This window comes from Microbacterium sp. BR1 (assembly GCF_002812725.1).
Lineage (GTDB): Bacteria > Actinomycetota > Actinomycetes > Actinomycetales > Microbacteriaceae > Microbacterium.
This window is the reverse complement of sequence record NZ_NMUN01000002.1, coordinates 88,904-105,847: the sequence shown is the minus strand read 5'-3', so window position 1 is coordinate 105,847 and position 16,944 is coordinate 88,904. Positions and strand designations below refer to the sequence as shown.

The window sequence follows — 16,944 nt, the reverse complement described above, 5'->3', positions numbered from 1 at the left end:
TTCACGTGGGGTTCGGGGCGGCACCCGGTGCGAGGCCCGGCTGACGGAACACGGGACGGATGATGCGCTCCGCGATCCGCCAGCCCGCACCGTCCACCCGCCGATAGGTGTCCTGGAAGTCGGCGACCATGTAGATCTCGACGCCGACCGGGGGATCCGCGTTGCTGGCGAACGTGTGCCAGCTGCTCCGCCCGAGGACCGTGCCGTCGGGGCCGTCCTCGAGGAGGAGGTTCCCGAGGCCGTGACGTGTCGTGCGCGTGCCTTCGCGCGCGAGGAACGACGCGACGACCCGCTCCACATCGTGGAATTCGCGTCCGACGCTGACGTAGTGCACGTCGGGCGCGAGCACCGCGCGAAGCGCGTCGGGATCGCCCGAGTCCAGCGCCCAGGCGAAGCGCGCGTTGAGGTCGGCGATCGCGGCGCGGGTCTCGAGGTCGAGGACGCTCACCGTCGCTCCACGGGGTTCGAAAGCGTCCCGATCCCCTCGATCGCGACCTCGATGACGCCGCCGAGCGTCGTCAGGTCGACGTTCTGCACGGCGCCCCCGGCGGACGAACGCTTGAGCGCCGTGCCCATCGCGATGATGTCTCCGGGCTCGAGGGTCAGGTAGCTCGAGGCGAAGGAGACGACCTCCGCGACGCTGAAGCGCAGATTGGCGGTGTTGTCGTCGGTGACGAGCCGCCCGTCGTGCGAGCACGTGATGCGCAGGGTGTGGGGGTCGGGGATCGCGTCCGAGGTCACCACCCACGGCCCGATCGGGCCGAAGGTGTCGGTGCCCTTGTAGCGCGCGGGATAGCTGACCCAGCTCTCGACGTAGCGGATGCCGTCCGGGGCCGCGGGATCGGGATGGATGGCCCGGTAGTGGAACGTGTCGGCGTCCCGCATCGTGGGCGACGTCAGGTCGTTGATGATCGTGTAGCCGAAGACGTGATCCAGCGCTGCGTCGACGGGGATGTCGGATCCGCCCTGGCCGATCACCACGGCGAGTTCGGGCTCGGGGTGGACGCGCCCGAACTCGGGGCGCAACCGGATCGCACGGCCGTGACCGATCAGGGACGAGGACGGCTTGACGAACATCGCGGGCGTGTCGGGCCCCGAGAGGATGCGGTCGGGATTGGCGCTGTTGTTGAGCGCGACGCAGAGGACCTTCCCGGGCCGGCCGACGGGCGGAAGCCACGTCATCCCCGCGATCGGGAGACGCTCGCCGCCTCGCAGGGCCTCGTCGACCGCTGCGCGCCGGCGGTCGACGGGCTCGCGCAGAAGACTCTCGACGTCGGTGTAGCGCTCCGGCAGGACGACCGCGCTTTCCTCGTCGGCCCGCACCACGACGGCCGGAGAGCCGTCGATCTCGATGGATCCGATGTGCATGTTCCGCCTCTCGTCCGCGCGCAGGAACATCACGCGACGCGGTCGACTCTAGAAGGGCCGACGAGGCCCCCGACATGACAGTCCCGCCCGATAGTTGTCGAGGCGCGCACGACGCCGCGGCGCCTCGGACCGGCCGCCTAGGCTGACGCCATGTCAGCGAGCGACGCGGGTCGCGACACGATCGACCCTGAGGTCGTCACGCGCCTCACCCGCGAATTGGGTCCCCGTGTGACCTCCGACGTCCGGGCGCTCGAAGAAACCCGGGCGGATGCCTCGGGCCATCTCTCCCCCGGCCCTCCCGTGGCGATCGTCGCGGCCGAGAGCGTCGCGGACGTCCAGGCGGCGCTCCGGGTCGCCACGGCGACGCGCACGCCGGTCGTCACGCGCGGCGCCGGTACCGGCGCCGCCGGCGCCGCGATCGCCGGCCCGGGCGAGATCGTGCTGTCGACGACGCGGATGGACCGCATCCTCGACGTCCGACCGGACGATCTGCTGGCGGTCGTCGAACCGGGGATCCTCAACGGGGACCTGAATGCGGTGCTCGCCGAGCAGGACCTCTGGTGGGCGCCTGACCCGGCCAGTCGCGACATCTCGACGGTGGGCGGCAACATCGCGACGGGCGCGGGCGGTCTGCTCTGCGCGAAGTACGGCACCGTGCGGGACGCAGTGCTGGGGATGGATGTCGTGCTCGCGGACGGACGGATGATGCGCCTTGGGCGCCGGAGCGTGAAGGGCGTCACGGGGCTGGATCTGACCTCCCTCCTGATCGGATCGGAGGGGGCCCTCGCGGTCATCGTGTCGGCCACCCTCAAACTGCGCCGTCGTCCCCCGGGCTCGCCGCACACCGTGCTGGCGACCTTCGCGACCGTCCGCGAGGCCGCCGCGGGCGCCGCCGCCGTCGTCGTCTCGGGCGTCCAGCCGGCGATCATGGAACTCATGGACGCCGCGTCGCTCGGTGCCGTGCACGCACTCCTGGGACTTCCGGCCCCGACGGCGGGGGCGGCCCAGCTGACGATCCAGACGGATGGCGCGGCGGCCGGCGCCGAGGCCGCGGCGATCGACTCGATTCTGCGTGCGCTCGGCGCCGAGACGACGCTCTCGGACGACGCGGCTGAGGGAGAGCGTCTTCTCACCATCCGCCGTTCCGCGCACGCGGCGATGACGGCGCTCGGCGACACCCTGCTCGAGGATGTCGCCGTGCCGCGCAGTTCCCTGCCGGCGATGTTCGACGAGATCGGGCGCATCGAGCGCGAATACGGCCTGACGATTCCCACCATCGCCCACGCGGGAGATGGCAACCTGCACCCGAGCTTCGTGTTCACCGGTCCCGAGGTCCCCGACGAAGTCTGGGCGGCCGCCGGTGATCTGTTCACCTCGGCACTCCGGCTCGGCGGAACCCTCACGGGCGAGCACGGCGTCGGACTGCTGAAGCGCCGATGGCTCGCGGACGAGCTGGGAGAGGACCAGTGGGAGCTGCAGCGGCAGATCAAGCAGGTCTTCGATCCGCTCGGCATCCTCAATCCCGGAAAGGTGTTCGGCGCATGACCCGTTCCACACGAGGCGGGAGGCGCTCGAGGCTCGGGGTCCGCGACATCGCGGCGATGATCCAGTGGCGCGGTGCACGATCCGACGCACCGGGCGCCCTCGCCTCGGCGTACTCCATCGCCGATCTCCGCGCGATGGCGCGGCGCACCGTGCCGAAGCCGATCTTCGACTTCATCGACGGCGGGGCGGGGGACGAGGTGGCCGTCCGCCGGAACGTCGAGCGGTTCGAAACGGCCTCGCTCGTCCCACGCGTTCTGCGGGATGTCTCGCGGATCGATACCTCGACGCACTTCCTGGGGTCCGCCGCCCGCGCGCCCTTCGGGTTCGCCCCGGTCGGCATGACGCGCCTCGCCCACCCCGACGGCGAGCTCGCGGCCGTGCGGGCAGCCGCGCGCCTGGGCGTGCCCTACGTCCTGTCGACCATGGCGTCGTCATCCCTCGAGGCCGTCGCGGCTGCGGCGCCCGAGGCCGACCGGTGGTTTCAGCTCTACCTCTGGAAGGACCGCGCCGCGTCCGAGGCGCTCATCCGCCGCGCCAGCGCACTGGGGTACCGCGCCCTCGTCCTCACGGTCGACGTGCCGGTCGCGGGCCAGCGGCTCCGCGACGCACGCAACGGCATGACTCTTCCGCCGAGCTTCCCGCTCCGCTCCGTCGCCGGGCTCGCCCGCCATCCGCGCTGGCTGGCACGGACCCTCCGGAGCGAACCGCTCGGGTTCGCGGCGCTGGATCTGAAGCCGGGAGGATTCGCGGAACAGTCGAACGCGATCTTGGATGCGTCGACGACCTTCGCCGACCTCGCCTGGATGCGCGGCATGTGGACGGGTCCGCTCGTCGTGAAGGGGATACTCTCCGCCGCCGACGCCGCGGAGGCCGTGCGGCTCGGCGCGGACGCCGTGGTCGTCTCGAACCACGGCGGCCGTCAGCTCGAGAACGTCATCTCGACCTGGGACGCGCTCGGCAGCGTGCGCGCAGCCGTCGGTGATCGCGCGGCCGTCTATCTCGACGGGGGCGTGCGCTCGGGAACGCACATCGCCGCGGCGCTGGCGGCCGGCGCGGACGCCGTGTTCATGGGCCGCGCGTACGTCTACGGGCTGATGGCGGGAGGCGAGGCGGGGGCCCTCCGGGCGGGCCGGATGCTGCAGTCCGGTCTCGCGCGCACGATGGCCCTGCTCGGCGCCGCGACGATCGGCGACATCGCGGCGGACATGCTGCACGTTCCCGCGCGAGACTGACCGCCGCCGGGCTCCTCCGATCCCCGAGCTCGTCTACCACGGACGCGAAGGAGCGGGACGCCGCCACGCGACGCCCCACTCCCCGCCTCCGTATGCCGATCAGATCGTGATGACCTTCGGGGCGGCGACGGCCTTGAGCCCGTTCACGCCGAACTCCAGTCCGTATCCCGAGCCCTTGACGCCGCCGAACGCGACCATCGGGTTCAACGTGCCGTGCTGGTTGATCCAGACCGTCCCGCTCTCGATCAGGTCCGCGACACGACGCGCCTCGACGGGATCGCCCCAGACGGATGCCCCGAGGCCCTGTTCCGACGAGTTGGCCCGGGCTACCGCATCGTCGATGTCGGTGTAGCGGAGCACCGGGATGACGGGGCCGAACTGCTCCTCGTCGACCAGCGGTGCGCCGTCCTCGATGTCGGCCACGACGGTCGCCCGGTAGAAGTGCGGTCCGAGTTCGGGCGCCGCCTCTCCTCCCGTGGCGATGCGCGCACCGCGCGAACGCGCATCGTCGACCAGACGCGTCACGATGTCGAACTGCTGGGCCGTCGAGAGGGGGCCGAGCTGGCTGTCCTCGCTCGTGCCGGGACCGAGTTGCATCGATTCCGCGACCCGGACCAGCTCGTCGACCACGTCGTCATAGACCGAGTCGTGAACGTACAGCCGCTTGAGGGCGGCACAGGTCTGACCGGTGTTGATGAACGCCCCCCAGAACAGACCCTCGGCGATCGCCTTCGCGTCGCTGCCCGGCAGCACGATGCCGGGATCGTTGCCGCCCAGCTCAAGGGTCAGCCGGGCGAGGTTGCTCGCCGACCCCTTGACGATCTCCCGCCCGGTCTTGGTGGAGCCGGTGAACATGACCTTGTCGATCCCGGGGTGCGAGGCGATCGCCGCCCCGACCTCACGTCCGCCCGTGATCACCTGCAGCACGTCCCGCGGCAGATGACGGTTCATCAACTCGACCACGGCGAGCACGCTGAGCGGCGTGTACTCGCTCGGCTTGGTCACGACCGTGTTGCCCATTCGCAGGGCGGGTGCGATCTGCCAGATGGCGATGAGCGCGGGCCAGTTCCACGGTCCGATCGCACCGACGACCCCCAGCGGGACGTAGTGCAGCTCGGATCTGGTCCCCTCGACCTCGAAGAGGACCTCGGTCTCGAGGACGGTGTCGGCGGCGCTGCGGATCCAGACCGCGCATCCCGCGGCTTCGAAGCGCGCGCCCGGACCGTTCAGCGGCTTGCCCTGCTCGCGCGCGATGATCTGCGCGAGTTCTTCGGCGTGCGCGTCGATCTCGTCCGCCGCCAGGTGCAGCAGTCGCGCACGCTCGGCGTGCCCCAGAGCCGCCCACTCGGGCTGCGCCGCTGTGGCACGACCGATGGCAGCGTCGAGGTCGGCGACCGTCTGCTCGCGGACGTGACCGATCGTCTCGCCCGACGCGGCGTCCGGTACCGCCCGGCCCTCCTCGGCTGCGACGGATATCGCATCGAGGAGTGTCGAGGTGTCGTTTGTCATGAGATGCCCTTCTGGTAGATGGATGTCGGATGCGATGTCAGCGGTCGGCGAACTCCGCGATGCACTCGAGCGTGGCGTCGCCCACCTCGACATCGGCGTAGGTCTCGAGGCCCGCGAGATAGTCGTCGAGCACGCCCTGGGCGTTCTCGAGACCCTGGCCCGTCGCGAGTTCGACCCATGCGTCGAGCATCGAGTCGCCCGTTGCCGACTCCCAGGCTTCCGTCTCGGCCTCGCCCCAGGCGTTGAGGTCTTGGACGGTCGGTGCGTCGAGCATCGCGGGGCACTGCTCGGCGGCCTTGACGTTGTACGCCTCGGCACCGGCGCCGGAGTTGAGCTCTTCGGCCACCTCGTCGAAGACCGCCTTGAGTTCATCCGACAGACCCTCGTACGCGGTGGCCGAGAGCCACATGCCGAAGGCGGAATACTGCCCGAAGCCGGGGTCCGTCCAGTAGGGCAGCAACTCGTTGAGCCGGTAGTTCACGGGGAAGTCCATGCCCGCACCGACCGCGTCGGCGAGCCCGCGCTCGACACCCTCGTAGGTCTCGTTGGCGGGGAGGGCGACGATGTTCGCGCCCGCGCCCTGGAACAGCTGCTGCGCCAGCGGACCCGATACGCGCACCGCGAGTCCGGACAGGCCGGCGGTGTCGGTGACGGGCTCCTTCGTGCCGAGCAGCAGCCGACCGACCGGCCAGGTCGCCAGGTAGTGCAGCTCGTTGCCCTCCATCACGGCCTGTGCGTCGGGGTTTTCCTGGTGCAGGTCGTACAGCGACTGCATGATGGCCTGCCAATTCTGGCCGATGAACGGGATGCTGACGACGCTCGTCGACGGGAAATATTGAGGCGTGTAATCGGGGATGGTCACACCGATGTCGGCACGTCCGTCGCGCACGCACTCGACGATCTCGGGGGCGGCGCAGAGGGAGTAGGCCTCGGTCCGCTCGAAGGCGACCTTGCCGTCGCTGCGTTCCTCGATCTCGTCGAGGAACCAGTCCTGGACGGCGGCGTTGGGAGTGCCGTCGATGGCCGCGGTCACCAGCGTGAGCGTGACCTCCGGCTCACCACCGCCGTCGCCCGACGCGTCGCCGTCGGGCTCGGCGACGACGCCGGAACAGGCGCTGACGAGGAGCCCGGCGCTGACGAGGGCGGTGAGAGCGAACACCCTCCGGCCGCGTGTGGATCGCTGTGTGAACATCGTTGTTCGTCCTCTCCGTGCATCAGAGTGATGGCGAACCGGCGACATCCCCGTCGCCGATCGTGTTCCTCCACCTTCGCCCGCCCGCGGTCCGTGCGGTTGTCCACCGGCGAACGGAGTATGGTCCGCGCGCGCAGATCCCCGCGCGGTCCTCCGTCCTCCGGTCAACGCGCGACGAGAGAAGGAAGGAAGAGCGTTATCGCGGGGAAGAGGAAGAGGATCGTCGTGGTGACGAAGTCGATCCCCACGAGCGGAAGAACCCCGCGGAAGACGGTCTCGGGCTTGACACCGGTGGTCCCCGCGACCACGAAGGTGAGGATCCCCACGGGCGGGGTCACCATTCCGATCTCGATGAGCTTGACGATCAGGATGCCGAGCCAGATCCCGTCGAAGCCGAACTCCATGGCCACGGGGTACAGGATCGGCACCGTGATGACGAGGATCGACATCGACTCCAGGAACATTCCCATCGGCACGAGGCAGAGCAGCAGCAGCGCCATCACCAGCATCGGGGGGAAGGGCAGCGCGCCGACCCAGTCCGAGATGGCGCGGGTGACCCCGGCGGCCACGAAGAAGGTCGACAGGATCGCCGATCCGATGACGATGAAGAAGACCATGGCGGTCGTCTCGGCCGTGTCGAGCAGGGAGATCCGGAACGCTCGGAGGATGCGTCGGACGCCCTGCCGACGATTCTCGACGACGAGGATGATGAGCGCTGCCAGGGCGCCCATCGCGGCGGACTCGGTCGCGGTGAAGATGCCCGAGTACATCCCCCCGAGGACGACGGTGAACAGGATGGCGATGTAGACCACTCCGCGCCAGGGCAGCGCCCGCAGCGACGGGCGCGGAGCGATGGCCGCCTTCACAGCGGCGGTGCGGGGCTCCGCCGTCCGGACGGTCGTGTCGGTCGACATCGCACGCGCCGCGCGGCCCGCGCCCGCCGACTTCCGCTTTTCCCGCAACTCGGCACGGGCATCGTCGACCGCCTCGGAGAGGTCGCCACCGGCGTCCCGACGGATCGTCCGCTGCCCGACGACCATGATGTACGTGATGTAGCCCAGGGCCGAGAGCAGGCCCGGGATGATGCCCGCGGCGAGCATCTGTGAGACGGACTCGCCCGCGAGGACCGCGTAGAGCACCAGGAACGTGCTCGGGGGGATCATCACACCGAGCGTTCCGGCGATCGCGACGATCCCGGTAGCGAGGCTCGCGGGGTACCCCTTGGCACGCATCTGATCCACCGAGAGCTTCGCCATGGTTGCGGCGGTGCCGATGCTCGAGCCGGAGACGGCGGCGAATCCGGCGCAGGCCATGACCGTCGCGACGCCGAGCCCCCCGGGTGCACGCCGAACGAAGTGATTGGCCACGGCGAAGACGTTCTCGGCGATGTTCGCACGGACCGCGAGCATCCCCATCAGGATGAACATGGGGATGATCGTGAGGGTGAAGCTCGCCGACGTCGTGAACGGTGCGGCGCCCAGAGTGTTGCTCGCGTAGCCGAAGCCCTGCAAGAGGATCAGGCCGAGGCCGCCCGCGCCGGCGAGGCTGACGGCGACGGGCACCTTGATCGCGAGCAGCGCGAACATCACGAGCAACGTCAGGATGACGATCTGGTAGATCTGCATGACGTTCCTCAGGCTCGCTCGGTCGGGGCGGACTCGGATGCGGTCTCGGTGATGATCAGCTCTTCCGTGTTGCGCCGACCCAGCACCGCGCGATGGCGGAGGGAGCGGACGACGTTCACCAGGCAGACGAGCAGCAGCGCCGCGAAGCCGACGACGATGATCCACCGCAGCGGCCACGTCGGCCACTGGACGAGGCCCATGCGCGTTTCGTTCAGCCGAGTCGCGCTCGCCGCCCGTGTCGCCGAGGCGAAGGTGAGCCAGGCGACGACGAGGGAGCAGAACACCCAGGTGGAGATGTCGAACACACGATTCCACCCCTCCCCGAGCCGATCGGCGAGCAGGGTGACCGAGACGTGGGCGCCCGTGACGCCGGCCCACGCGAGTGCGAAGAAGATGGCGACGACGAGCGCCCCTTCCGAGATCTCGAGCATCGCCGGGACACTGCTGTTGGTGACGAACCGCCCCGTGACGTCGACGACGATCGCCGTCATGAGCACGACGATCGCCGCGGCGGCTATCACGGCCATCACCCGGCTGAGCGCGATGACGAATCGTTCCATTGCTCCCCCTCTCGGGCGCGGTACGGCGGGGGTCGACCTATCGGCTTTGCCAGTGGGTGTACGCCCGCGTGTGATCGACGGGACCGAGCGCCTCGAGCGCATCCTCGAGAGCACGTGTCACCGCCTCGCAGACGGGGGCATCGTGATCGACCGCGTGCTGCAGCTCCCGGGCTATGCGCACGTCCTTCGTGATCAGAGGAAGGGCGAAACCGCTCGCGAACTGGCGCTCGACGACATGCGGACCGAACACGTGGGTCGTCGAGAAGCTCTGTCCGGTCGAGTCGTTGAAGACATCGACCATCAGCTGCGGGTCGAGACCGAATCGCTCGCCGGCCACGAGGGCCTCGGAGGTCGCGACGAACGCCGCACCCGCGACGAAGTTGTTCAGCGCCTTCATGGCGTGGCCCGTTCCGAGCTTGCCGGTACGGTAGATCGCCCGGCTCATGGTCTCGATCACCGGAACGGCGCGCTCGGCCGCAGCGTCGTCGTCCGCGCCCAGCATGATCGCGAGCGTTCCCGCGACGGCGCGCTCGCGCGCACCCGAGACCGGCGCGTCGACCATGGCGACGCCGGCCGCGGCGAGCGCCCGGCCCGTCTCGACGGTCTCGGTCGGATCCGAGGAGCTCATGTCGACGACCACGGCGCCGGGTCGGAAGGGGATGCGCGAGCCACCCTCGGGAGTGAGCAGCACCGACCGCACGATCGCGCTGGTGGGGAGCATGAGCACGACGACGGCGCACTCCGAGAGTGCGGTCACATCCTGCACCGCCGTCGCGCCGATGCGCTCGGCGACCGCTCGCGCGGCATCCGGATCGACGTCGTAGACGCGCAGGTCGTAGCCGCCCGCCGCGATGTTGGCCGCCATCGGCGCCCCCATCGTGCCGAGCCCGATGAACCCGACGATCTCTTTCTGGTTACCCGTCATCGACTCGCCTTCTTTCCTGATCCCGCGCGCGAAGAGGGCGCGGATGTCTTTCCCGTCGCCACGGTGGCGGCCGCTTCCCCGTCGAGGTTCGATTCGACGCCCATCTCGGCGAAAACGGCGTCGAGCGCGCGCAGCCCCTCCACCGCCGCCGGAATGCCGCAGTACAACACCGCCTGCACCACGATCTCGCGCAGTTCGAGCGGCGTCACCCCGTTCTCGATCGCGCCGCGCGCGTGCACCTTCATCTCGTGCGGCTTGCCGGTCGCGACCAGCATGGCGAACGTCACCTTGCTGCGGTCGGGAATCGACAGGCCGGGGCGCTGCCAGATGTCGCCGAAGCAGTACCTGGTCACGAAGTCCTGGAGCTTGTCGTTCAGATCGGTGGTGTGATCCACCTGGTCCTCGGCGCCCGCGGAGCCGAACATCTTCCTCCGCTGCACAATGCCGATCTCGTACAGTTCGTCTCGCACTACCACTGTGGATCCCTCCGTGTCCGGCTTCCTCGCCGTGGACTCCGCTCAGTCTGCGCGACGCCCGCGGCGGCCGTCTTGTCGGATGGCGCACCACAGTGCGTCAACGGCGCACGCACGGAAGAGGGCGATTCAGGCGCTCAGCCGGGCGCTGCGGAACTCGCGGGGTGCCTGGCCGAAATGCGCCTTGAAGATCTTGCTGAAGTGGCTCGCGTCCGGGAATCCCCAGCGCTGCGCGATCTCCGACACCGACAGCGACGTCTGGGCCGGATCGCTCAGATCGATCTCGCAGTGCTGCAGCCGACGCGAGCGGATGTAGCTCGAGACCGTCAAGCCCTCCTCCCGGAACAGGTACTGGAGGTAGCGGACCGAGATGAAGTGCGTGCGCGCGATCGTCCCGGCGCTGAGGTCGGGGTCGTTCAGGTGGGCATCGATGTAGAGCTTGAAGACGCGCATCTCGGCACGCCGTGACTCGCCCCAGTGGTCCTCCTCCTCCGACAACTGGGCGTAGACCAGAGCCGTCAGCAGATCGAGGACGCTCCGCAGGATCCGGACGCCCGCGATCCCCGAAAGGCTGTCGAGGTTCTCGCCCAGGTGCCGCATGAACGGCGAGATGAGCGCGCCGATCCCCTCGTCGCCCGGCAGCCGGATCGCGGTGATGCGTCGGATCAGGCTCGAGGGCACGTCGAAGACGCTCTGGGGGAATGCCATCACGAGGCATCGCACGTCGCTGGTGAACTCGAGCGTGTACGGGCGACTCGTGTCGTACAGCGCGATGTCCCCCGGGCGCAGCACCGTCTCACGACCGTCCTGCGCGACGATGCCCGAACCGTCCAACTGCAGGCTCAGCTTGTAGTGCTTGGGATCGCTCGGCGAGATGAGCGAGTCGGTCCGGAGCACGCGATGGGGGCTCGCCACGATCTGGGTGATGCACGTCTCATCGATGTACCGCCAGCGGATCGACCCCTCGAAGCGGCCTTCCGCGGCGATCTGCAGCGGCACGAAGCGGTTGCCGGCGACGAGGCGCCACTCGCCGAGCGACGACGCGGTCGCGGACTCGACGCCCAGGTCGGATGAGTGATGCTCGATGATATGGGCCACGTGCGCTCCCTCGAAGACTCGGCCCGCGCATGGACGCCATCGCCCATGTCACGAGGCATCGTCGACCATGACGACGCCTCTCCGGACCTTCCGATCGTTGCCAGGGTAGCCCGGGCGCCCGCTCTTCGGGGAGGGTGCAGACGCATGGATTCCGGCGCGGCTTGTCCACACGCGCACAGTCGTAGGCGGATCGCGACGGCGCGGCCGGCGGATGGCACCCTGATCGCCAGACTGAACCTGATCGCCAGACTGAGGTCCCACCCATGCGAGGAGGCATCCGTGCACAAGCTCATCGTCCTGTACCCGGCACCCGAGGACCCCGCTGCGTTCGAGGAGTACTACCGCAATACGCACCTCCCGCTCGCGAAGAAGCTGCCCGGAACGCTTGCGCAGCGCTTCACGCTGTCGGTCGACGCCGCCGAGGGAGAGAGCCCGTACTTCGCGATCTTCGAGGCCGACTTCGTCGACAAGGCCGCCATGATCGCGGCGATCACCTCGCCCGAGGGCCAGGCTGTCCAGGGCGATGTCCCCAACTACGCCACGGGCGGCGCGATCGTGCTCGACTTCGAGGTCGAAGCCGTTCCCTGATCGCCCGAGGGTGCGGCATCGTGCAGGCCCGCTCGGCCGGCGGTCGAGATCAGCATGTCCAGGAGCGCGCCGTAGCGAGCGGTGCGGGGCGCGCCCGCCGGCCGGGCGAGCCCGACGATGGTGGGCGGCACGCGATCCGCGATGTCGAGGCGCCGGACGACGTGCCCGTCGTAGGTGCGCGATGTCGCGGCGCGCTGGAACATGACGGCGTAGCCGAGGCCGCGCCCGACGAGGCACCGCACCAGTTCGTAGTTGCCCGTGACGTAACCGATCGAGGGCTCGAGGCCGAGCGTCTCGAAGATGTGCTCGGTGTTCTTGCGAGCGGGATGGACATCCAGCGCGATGAGCGGCTCCTTCGCGAGTTCGGCGAGGTGCACCTTGCGACGCTCCGCGAGGGGATGACGACCGCCCACGAGCACGTGCGGGCGGAAGTTCTGGACGGGATCGAACGAGAGGTGGCCCGACACGTCGACGCTGTAGAGCAGCGCGACATCGATCCGTCCCCGCAGGAGCATCTCGTCCAGGTGCGCGGCATCCGCCTCCACGATGTCGAGCTGGAGTCCGGGGTGCGCCTCGCGGAAGTGCTCGAGGATGCCCGGGAGGAAGAACGGCGTCAACGTGGCGAAGCATCCGATCGCGAAACGGCCCGTCAGAGCGCCGATCGACTGACCCGCCTCGCCCGCGAGCGACTCGGCCCCCGCGAGGAGTCGCCGGGCGTGCGAGAGCATCCGGGACCCGACGGCCGTCAGCGTCATGCCCTTGCCCTTGCGACGGACGAACAGCTGCACCCCCAGGTGCCGTTCGAGTTCGTCGAGGGCGAGCGCGAGGCCCGGTGGGCTGACGCGGCACCGCTCGGCGGCGGCGGCGAGCGAGCCCTCGCTGGCTATCGCTTCGAAGTACTCGAGCTGGCGCAGGGTGAAGGGGATCGCGGACATGAAAGATCTCCTGTGGTGAAACGTTGGATAAATATGTTTTACACGGGTTCAAGCACGTGACAACACTGGGGAGGTCGAAAGCCGGCTGTCATTCAAGGAGGAATCACCCGTGCCGAACAATCTCGAGGAAGCCATCGCCGCTGCCGGAAATCCGGTCGAGCTGCTGTGGGAGTCGCAGTCCCCGCCGGCCGTCGTGCCGCGCGTCGTCCAGGAGTTCAGCAACTGGCGCGACGAGCAGCTCGCCTGGCGTCGCACGGCCGTTCTGTTCGATCAGTCGCACCACATGGCCGACCTCAACATCAAGGGTCCCGACGCCCTCAAGCTGATCAGCGACCTCGCGATCAACAGCGTCGCGAACTTCCCGGTCGACATGGCCAAGCAGTTCGTCGCGGTCAACCACGACGGCTACGTCATCGGCGACAACATCCTCTTCCACCTCGAAGAGGACGAGTACCAGGCCGTCGGCATCCCGCCGTCGATCAACTGGATGCACTACCACGCCGTCACCGGCGGGTACGACGTCGAGGTCTGGCGCGACGACAACTCGCTCGTGCGCAAGGGCGACCCCGTCGTCTACCGCTACCAGGTGCAGGGTCCCGGCGCTCTCGAGGTCATCCGCAAGGCGACCGGCGCCGAGCCGCCGAAGCTGAAGTTCTTCGGCATGACGCGCTTCACGATCGGCGGCAAGGAAGTCCGCGCCCTTCGTCACGGCATGGCCGGTGAGCCCGGCTACGAGATGTGGGGTCCGTGGGAGGACAACGAGATCGTGCACGCCGCGCTTCTCGAGGCCGGCAAGGAGTTCGACCTCGTTCAGGTCGGCGGCCGGGCGTACCACACCAACGCGCTCGAGTCCGGATGGCTCCCCCGTCCCCTGCCCGCGATCTACACCGACGAGCGCCTCGCCGACTACCGCCGCTGGCTCACGGCCAACGCCTACGAGACGGTGTCGCCCCTCGGTGGCAGCTACCACACGGACAACATCGAGGACTACTACGTCACGCCGTTCGAGCTCGACTACGGCCGGATCATCGGGTTCGACCACGACTTCATCGGCCGCGAGGCACTGGAGCGCATGGTCGCCGAGGGCAAGACGGACACGCGCCGCAAGGTGACGCTCGTCTGGAACGGCGACGACGTGGCTGAGGCCGTCGGATCGATGTTCCACGAGGGTCCGGGGGCGAAGTACTTCAACCTGCCGATGTCGCTGTACGACACCTTCCACTTCGACCGGGTCGAGGCGGACGGCAAGACGGTCGGCGTTTCGACCTGGACGGGCTATTCGGCCAACGAGCGCGCGATCCTCTCGCTCGCGGTCATCGACCCGGCTTACGCCGAGCCCGGCACCGAGGTCACCGTCGTCTGGGGCGAAGACACTCCGTCCACGAAGCTGCAGGTCGAGGACCACGTGCAGGTGAAGATCCGCGCGACGGTTCAGCCTGCGCCACTGACGGAGCAGGCGCGCACGACGTATCGCGCGAACGCGAACGCCTGACGCACGCACCGAACACAACCGCGGGGCGGGAGCGGAGAGCTCCCGCCCCGCGGTTCTGGCGTCCGGCGGATGTCCGGCAGGTGTCGATCGCGCATCGGTTGTGCCCGATTCCCCCGTTGCACCCGAAAGCGTGTGACGCTGGGCACAGGTAGGCGTGTTTGACCGGGGTCCTCGACGTTTCCCTCCTGATCAGGAAGGGACCTCGACCATGGTCCACACGTTCATTCACAGAGGCGCCGTCCTCCTCGCATCCGTCGCCGTGATCGGCGTCGCGATCATCCCGAGCGCCGCGCATGCCGACACCACGATCGATGGCCCCATCGGCCTCGGCACCGCCGAAACGTTCGCCGTGCTCGCCGGTTCGACGGTCACCATGGTGCCGGCCAACCCGATAATCGGCGACATCGGGCTCAGCCCGGGCACGGCCGTGACTGGCTATAACGCACTGACGCATTCGGGCGCTTACGAGATTGCCACCGGTGTCGCCGATCAGGCAAAGGTAGACCTGACTACCGCATTCAACACCGCTGCGAGCCTGAGCCCCAACCTCTCAGCACTCGCCGACCTGACGGGGCCGTCATACGGCCCCGGCGTCTACTCGGGTGACGCGCTTTCCGTGTCCGGCGTGCTCACGCTCGATGGAGGGGCGGAGTCCGTCTGGGTGTTCCAGGCGGCTTCCACTTTGACCGTTGCGACAGGTGCAGTCATTTCCGTGACCGGCGGCGCAAGCGCGTGCAACGTGTTCTGGCAGGTCGGCACATCCGCGACGATCGGCGGGGGCGCGGCCTTCGTCGGCACGGTCATGGCCGACCAGTCGATAACCCTGGTGACCGGCGCGACGGTATCGGGCCGCCTGCTTGCACGAATCGGCGCGGTGAACCTGGACCAGAACACGATCACGCGCCCGTCCGGCTGCTCCGCGGCCGGCGGAACCGTCCGAACCAGCCCGACCTTCACCTCCGCGGGACCGCTCGCCGGTGTCGAGGGCAGCGACTACTCGTACACGCTCACGACCTCGGGAACCCCGACGGCGACCTACACGGTCACGAGCGGCGCTCTGCCGATGGGGCTCACCCTGGATGCGACGACCGGCACCATCTCGGGCCGTCCGACAGCACCCGGAACGTATACCTTCACCGTCACCGCGGCGAACGGCACCGCGCCGGATGCTGTCGCGACCTACACCCTCGTGATCGCGGCCGATCTCACCCCGCGACTCGCCGAGTCGGGCTCAGACCCGACCATTCCCCTTCTCGCCGGAGGGGCGCTGCTGGCGGCCGGGATGGCTTTGGTTCTCGCGCAGCGCGCACGAACAACTCGACGCCGCTGACGCCGGGTGACGAGTCCGTTCAGACGGAGGCGGACGCCTCGCGCTCGGGCAGCACCCATCCCCGCCGGGGGAAGTGGCACGTATAGCCGTTCGGAATCCGCAGCAGGTAGTCCTGGTGCTCGGGCTCGGCCTCCCAGAAGGGGCCCGCGGGCTCGATCGTGGTGACGGCCTTGCCCGGCCAGAGACCCGAGGCATCCACGTCGGCGATCGTGTCACGTGCGACCTTCTCCTGCTCGGGGCCGAGCGGGAAGATCGCCGAGCGATAGCTCGATCCGATGTCGTTGCCCTGGCGGTTCAGGGTCGACGGGTCGTGGATCTGGAAGAAGAACGCGAGGATGTCGCGATACGTCGTCTTCGCGGGGTCGAAGACGATCTCGACCGCCTCGGCGTGACCGGGGTGGTTGCGATACGTCGCGTGATCGTTCTGACCGCCCGTGTAGCCGACCCGGGTGTCGAGCACACCGGGCTGGCGACGAATCAGGTCCTCCATGCCCCAGAAGCAACCGCCGGCGAGGACCGCGGTCTCGGTTCCGGGAGTGCGGGTGATGCTTCCGTCGTCGGTCATGATGTCTGCTCCTGGGTGGTCGTGGTGTCTGAGTTGGCGGTGTCTGTGTTTTCGGCGACAGCGTTGTCGAAGAGGGCGCGGAACTCACCGTAGCCCTCGGTCTCGAGCTGCGCGACGGGGATGAAGCGCAGGGCTGCGGAGTTCATGCAATAGCGCAGGCCGCCCGCCTCGCGGGGCCCGTCGTCGAAGACGTGCCCGAGGTGGCTGTCGGCTCCGGTGGAACGCACCTCGGTGCGCTTCATCCACAGCGTCCGATCGACCTTCTCGGTCACGGCCGCGGGATCTATCGGCCGGGTGAAGCTCGGCCAGCCGCTGCGGCTGTCGTACTTGTCGGTCGACGAGAAGAGCGGCTGCCCCGACACGACGTCGACGTAGATGCCCTGATCGTGGTTGTTCCAGTAGCGGTTGCGGAAGGCCGGCTCGGTGCCGTCCTCCTGCGTCACGCGGTACTGCTCGGGGGTGAGACGCGAAAGCGCCTCGGGAGTCTTGCGATAGTCGTTCGCCACG

17 protein-coding genes are annotated in these 16,944 nt (G+C 68.9%); 5 read left to right on the top strand and 12 right to left on the bottom strand.

Annotation, left to right across the window (positions count from 1 at the left end; genetic code table 11):
* Position 1: 1 nt before the first annotated feature.
* A complete protein-coding gene (locus CGU35_RS01180) occupies positions 2-448 on the bottom strand; it encodes a nuclear transport factor 2 family protein (protein WP_100809838.1) in 447 nt (148 codons plus the stop codon).
* Positions 445-1,368, bottom strand: coding sequence for a fumarylacetoacetate hydrolase family protein (locus CGU35_RS01175; RefSeq protein WP_100810064.1), 924 nt, complete (start codon positions 1,366-1,368; stop codon positions 445-447). Before CGU35_RS01175 ends, CGU35_RS01180 begins: the two co-directional genes overlap by 4 nt.
* 150 nt (positions 1,369-1,518) lie before the next feature.
* Here CGU35_RS01175 and CGU35_RS01170 point away from each other — a divergent pair, with 150 nt between their 5' ends.
* On the top strand, positions 1,519-2,913 hold the full coding sequence (locus tag CGU35_RS01170; protein WP_100809837.1) for an FAD-binding oxidoreductase: 1,395 nt from the start codon (positions 1,519-1,521) through the stop codon (positions 2,911-2,913).
* On the top strand, positions 2,910-4,145 hold the full coding sequence (locus CGU35_RS01165) for an alpha-hydroxy acid oxidase (RefSeq protein ID WP_157813863.1): 1,236 nt from the start codon (positions 2,910-2,912) through the stop codon (positions 4,143-4,145). The genes CGU35_RS01170 and CGU35_RS01165 overlap by 4 nt, the downstream gene beginning before the upstream one ends.
* Positions 4,146-4,244: 99 nt before the next feature.
* On the opposite strand, the gene CGU35_RS01160 is transcribed toward CGU35_RS01165, so the two are convergent.
* From CGU35_RS01160 to CGU35_RS01130, 7 genes are all read right to left on the bottom strand, one after another.
* Positions 4,245-5,654, bottom strand: coding sequence for an aldehyde dehydrogenase family protein (locus CGU35_RS01160; protein ID WP_100809835.1), 1,410 nt, complete (start codon positions 5,652-5,654; stop codon positions 4,245-4,247).
* Positions 5,655-5,691: 37 nt separating this feature from the next.
* Positions 5,692-6,846 carry a TRAP transporter substrate-binding protein DctP gene (gene dctP, locus CGU35_RS01155; protein WP_157813862.1) on the bottom strand — a complete coding sequence of 385 codons (1,155 nt, stop codon included), beginning with the start codon at positions 6,844-6,846 and terminating at the stop codon, positions 5,692-5,694.
* A gap of 164 nt (positions 6,847-7,010) precedes the next feature.
* Positions 7,011-8,471, bottom strand: coding sequence for a TRAP transporter large permease (locus tag CGU35_RS01150; RefSeq protein ID WP_100809833.1), 1,461 nt, complete (start codon positions 8,469-8,471; stop codon positions 7,011-7,013).
* A gap of 8 nt (positions 8,472-8,479) precedes the next feature.
* Positions 8,480-9,031: a TRAP transporter small permease gene (locus CGU35_RS01145; RefSeq protein ID WP_157813861.1), complete on the bottom strand. Its 552-nt coding sequence runs from the start codon at positions 9,029-9,031 to the stop codon at positions 8,480-8,482.
* A 37-nt stretch (positions 9,032-9,068) separates the two neighbouring features.
* Positions 9,069-9,956 (bottom strand): NAD(P)-dependent oxidoreductase, encoded by an 888-nt coding sequence (locus CGU35_RS01140; RefSeq protein ID WP_100809831.1) that lies wholly within the window; start codon positions 9,954-9,956, stop codon positions 9,069-9,071.
* Positions 9,953-10,426 carry a carboxymuconolactone decarboxylase family protein gene (locus CGU35_RS01135; RefSeq protein WP_232711095.1) on the bottom strand — a complete coding sequence of 158 codons (474 nt, stop codon included), beginning with the start codon at positions 10,424-10,426 and terminating at the stop codon, positions 9,953-9,955. The genes CGU35_RS01140 and CGU35_RS01135 overlap by 4 nt, the downstream gene beginning before the upstream one ends.
* A gap of 132 nt (positions 10,427-10,558) precedes the next feature.
* The gene (locus CGU35_RS01130) at positions 10,559-11,527 is read right to left on the bottom strand and encodes a helix-turn-helix domain-containing protein (protein WP_100809830.1); all 969 of its coding nucleotides are present in this window, start codon (positions 11,525-11,527) and stop codon (positions 10,559-10,561) included.
* Positions 11,528-11,806: 279 nt separating this feature from the next.
* Between CGU35_RS01130 and CGU35_RS01125 the strand changes: the two genes are divergently transcribed.
* Positions 11,807-12,115 carry an EthD family reductase gene (locus CGU35_RS01125; protein ID WP_100809829.1) on the top strand — a complete coding sequence of 103 codons (309 nt, stop codon included), beginning with the start codon at positions 11,807-11,809 and terminating at the stop codon, positions 12,113-12,115.
* On the opposite strand, the gene CGU35_RS01120 is transcribed toward CGU35_RS01125, so the two are convergent.
* Positions 12,061-13,050 (bottom strand): LysR family transcriptional regulator, encoded by a 990-nt coding sequence (locus CGU35_RS01120; protein WP_100809828.1) that lies wholly within the window; start codon positions 13,048-13,050, stop codon positions 12,061-12,063. The two genes, CGU35_RS01125 and CGU35_RS01120, sit on opposite strands and share 55 nt — an antisense overlap.
* A 109-nt stretch (positions 13,051-13,159) precedes the next feature.
* On the opposite strand from CGU35_RS01120, the gene CGU35_RS01115 reads away from it, so the two are divergent.
* Both CGU35_RS01115 and CGU35_RS01110 read left to right on the top strand, forming a co-directional pair.
* On the top strand, positions 13,160-14,542 hold the full coding sequence (locus CGU35_RS01115; RefSeq protein WP_100809827.1) for an aminomethyltransferase family protein: 1,383 nt from the start codon (positions 13,160-13,162) through the stop codon (positions 14,540-14,542).
* Positions 14,543-14,750: 208 nt separating this feature from the next.
* On the top strand, positions 14,751-15,872 hold the full coding sequence (locus CGU35_RS01110; protein ID WP_100809826.1) for an ice-binding family protein: 1,122 nt from the start codon (positions 14,751-14,753) through the stop codon (positions 15,870-15,872).
* A gap of 19 nt (positions 15,873-15,891) precedes the next feature.
* Here CGU35_RS01110 and msrA read toward each other — a convergent pair whose 3' ends face one another.
* Both msrA and msrB read right to left on the bottom strand, forming a co-directional pair.
* Positions 15,892-16,437: a peptide-methionine (S)-S-oxide reductase MsrA gene (gene msrA, locus CGU35_RS01105; protein ID WP_100809825.1), complete on the bottom strand. Its 546-nt coding sequence runs from the start codon at positions 16,435-16,437 to the stop codon at positions 15,892-15,894.
* Positions 16,434-16,943 (bottom strand): peptide-methionine (R)-S-oxide reductase MsrB, encoded by a 510-nt coding sequence (msrB, locus tag CGU35_RS01100; protein WP_100809824.1) that lies wholly within the window; start codon positions 16,941-16,943, stop codon positions 16,434-16,436. The genes msrA and msrB overlap by 4 nt, the downstream gene beginning before the upstream one ends.
* Between the last annotated feature and the right edge of the window lies 1 nt (position 16,944).